Source organism: Bacteroides sp. 11BF (genome assembly GCF_019633765.1).
Classification (GTDB): domain Bacteria; phylum Bacteroidota; class Bacteroidia; order Bacteroidales; family Bacteroidaceae; genus Bacteroides; species Bacteroides hominis.
On record NZ_JAFKPJ010000052.1, the window covers coordinates 1 to 2,605 of the forward strand.

Consider the following 2,605-nt stretch of genomic DNA (forward strand, 5'->3'; position numbering starts at 1 on the left):
CCCGATGGGGACAACAGTGATAACCCCGTCATCCTTCACGTTTCGGTTGTTGAAGTCAAATTCCAACTCGTAGGAGTTGCTGAAATTGTCCTCCACTACCACGATGAAGTTGTGCGCTTCCTCACCCGCCGCCGTGTAGTACAGCCGGAACTTCTCGTTTTCAAGCAGGTAGCGGTCATTGGGCAGGAACGTGATTCCGTTGTCCATTTTCAGCGTGCCTTCCCCCTCGAACTGGAAATACCGGATGGTGTAGAGGGTGTTGGCGAAGTCGCCCGTCTTTTTCAGCTCACAGCGGATTTCAACCGTCTGCCCCTTCGTCACCTTGTTCGGCACGGGCATGGTTTCCACCGTGAAGGGATAGGATTGCTGTATGTCCATGTCGTCGTCACACGATACGAGCGTGAGCGACACGGCAGCGAACAGGCAGAGTGCCAACGTCTTGAAGATTGATATTCTCTTGTTTTTGTTGTTCAGTATGTTCATTGTCATTTGATTTTTAAGTTATTGTTCTTTTTTGGTTGTCAGTTGCAGATACTCGTTCAAGTCCTTGCAACCGTCATAGAGAGCGGAACGGTCATAGACACGTTCTCCATAATGTCCTTTCAGCGTTTTCAACGTGCGCCGTCCGGCTGCGTCATGGTCGAGATAACAGTCTATGCACCCGCAGCCGTCCAGATACCTCATTGCCTTTTCCACGTTGGCAACAGAGTTCAATACGAGGCACTCACCCTTTTCCAATCCGAACGTGGCAGCAGAAAGAAAGTCCATGAAGCCTTCAAAAACGCTGCACACGTCAGCCGGAGAGCCTTCCGCCTTGACCAGCGACACATCTTTCGGAGGCACGCATCCTTTGAAGAAGCGGCTGCGGATCTCATATCCACCCGCCACGTTCGGGAAACCGACGGCAAAATATCGTTTGCCACGCACACAGTAATTCAGTCGGCAGCAGTAGCGTGATGCGACAACGTAAGGAATGCTCCGTTCCGCCAGATAGTCTGTCAGTGGAGAACGAAGCAGAGGGACGGCTTCCACTCCCTCAAAGGCAGGTTCTGTCTGCTTCGGAATGTAGGTCGGTTTGTCAAACTCTGCAATCTGCATATTAGAGGTTCCCGCTATAAACTTCACTTGTTCCATGAAGTCGCCACTTCCGATAAACTCCCCGGCAAGCGTGAAGATGTCACCACCTTTGCCCAGACCGAAGTCGTACCAGAGCTGTTTCGCCACGTTCACACGGAAAGAGGGCGTGCGCTCGCCCCTATACGGGGCGATATACCACAGCTCGTTACCGCTCCTTCTGACAGGCTCATGCCCCAGCCGTGCGAGAAAAACCGCAATGGGCATTTGTCTGATGATGTCTATTTCCGTCCGTTCCATGTCCGTGTCAGTTGATGATGAACTTGATTCCGACCCCGAACTGCGTATGAAACTTCCTCGTGTCGCCACCCCACAGGCAACGCTCCCGGAGGTTGGCGAGCAGGGCGATACGGTCTGCCACGTAAAACTCCACATCGAGCGTCAGCGCACCGCCGTAGATGAAGGCGTCCCGGTCATGGAGCGTGGAGCCGTCATGCAGTACCTTTTCGCCCCAGTTCACCGATTCATATCCGGCAAGAGCCGAAGCACCTGCATAGACGAACACGATTTTACGGGCATCGGAAAGTATCTTGAAGTCGTATCCGCCCTCCACCGTGAACTGCGCCACGGGTATCTTTCCGTCCTTGTAAGGGTTGTTCTTCAACAGATATTCGCCGCCGAACACCCATTTGTTCCCCTTTTTCGTGTAGGTGGAGAGAGCCGCCCCGAAACTGTACCCGCCGTCGTTGCCGCCGGGATTGAAGCGGTCCGCCATGTTCGCCCTGACCTCGATGCCCTGCATCTTCGGCAGGCATCGCTGGGCGTGCGCCTGCCCCGTAACCAGGGCAAGCGACGCGATGATTATTGCGATGTACTTTCTCATGGTCAGCGCACTTGAAGTTCGTTGATGGTATTGGCACGTACCAAGTCCTCGTTCTCAATCACGAAAGACTGGTGACGCCCCCCGTTCTTCTCGTTGAGTTCCACCACGAGGCATTTATCGTCGGGGATAGTGAACTTCGCCATCGTGAACACCGTGCGCTCGCTCTTCTTGCCCGGCACGAGTGTGGCGTAATTCTGCGCACGGAGCGGCAGGATGATCTGCTCCTGCACGGCGGTACGCTTCGCCACCTTCTTGTCCACGATTTTCCATGTGATGTAGTCCACATCGAAAGGCACATTGCTCTGGTTCTTTATCTCCGTGTGGAAATAGAGCAAACCATTATGCGTGTAGATACCTTTCAGCAGATACTGGATACCGAATCGCTTGCAGCCGATGTGCTTCACCTCGCGCTTGTTCTGCTTGTGGATGGACTTCATGATAAGGCGTACCAGCATCGGGCTTTCGCTGCCCAGTTCCTTCAGATAGATTTCCTGCGCATTGTTCGGGCGGTTCACCTTCTCGCCGTCATGGATGAAGTCGCACATCTCCACATTGAGCAGCAACGGTTCGGAGGCATATTTCACGTGTAGGCTCGGCGATGGGCGCCTTACCACCTTTCGGTGGTAGGTTTCCCATAGCCTGCCCCCG

At 53.9% G+C, this 2,605-nt stretch carries 4 protein-coding genes; all 4 read right to left on the reverse strand.

What is annotated here, in order from left to right; all coding sequences use genetic code 11:
* On the reverse strand, positions 1-483 hold a 483-nt coding region (locus JZY04_RS20835), incomplete at its 3' end, for a DUF3872 domain-containing protein (RefSeq protein ID WP_220577460.1).
* An 18-nt stretch (positions 484-501) separates the two neighbouring features.
* Positions 502-1,374: a toprim domain-containing protein gene (locus JZY04_RS20840; protein ID WP_008645933.1), complete on the reverse strand. Its 873-nt coding sequence runs from the start codon at positions 1,372-1,374 to the stop codon at positions 502-504.
* A 7-nt stretch (positions 1,375-1,381) separates the two neighbouring features.
* Positions 1,382-1,957, reverse strand: coding sequence for a conjugal transfer protein TraO (locus JZY04_RS20845; protein ID WP_117681730.1), 576 nt, complete (start codon positions 1,955-1,957; stop codon positions 1,382-1,384).
* Positions 1,958-1,959: 2 nt separating this feature from the next.
* A partial coding sequence (traN, locus tag JZY04_RS20850) for a conjugative transposon protein TraN (protein WP_255584471.1) occupies positions 1,960-2,605 on the reverse strand: 646 nt, incomplete at its 5' end.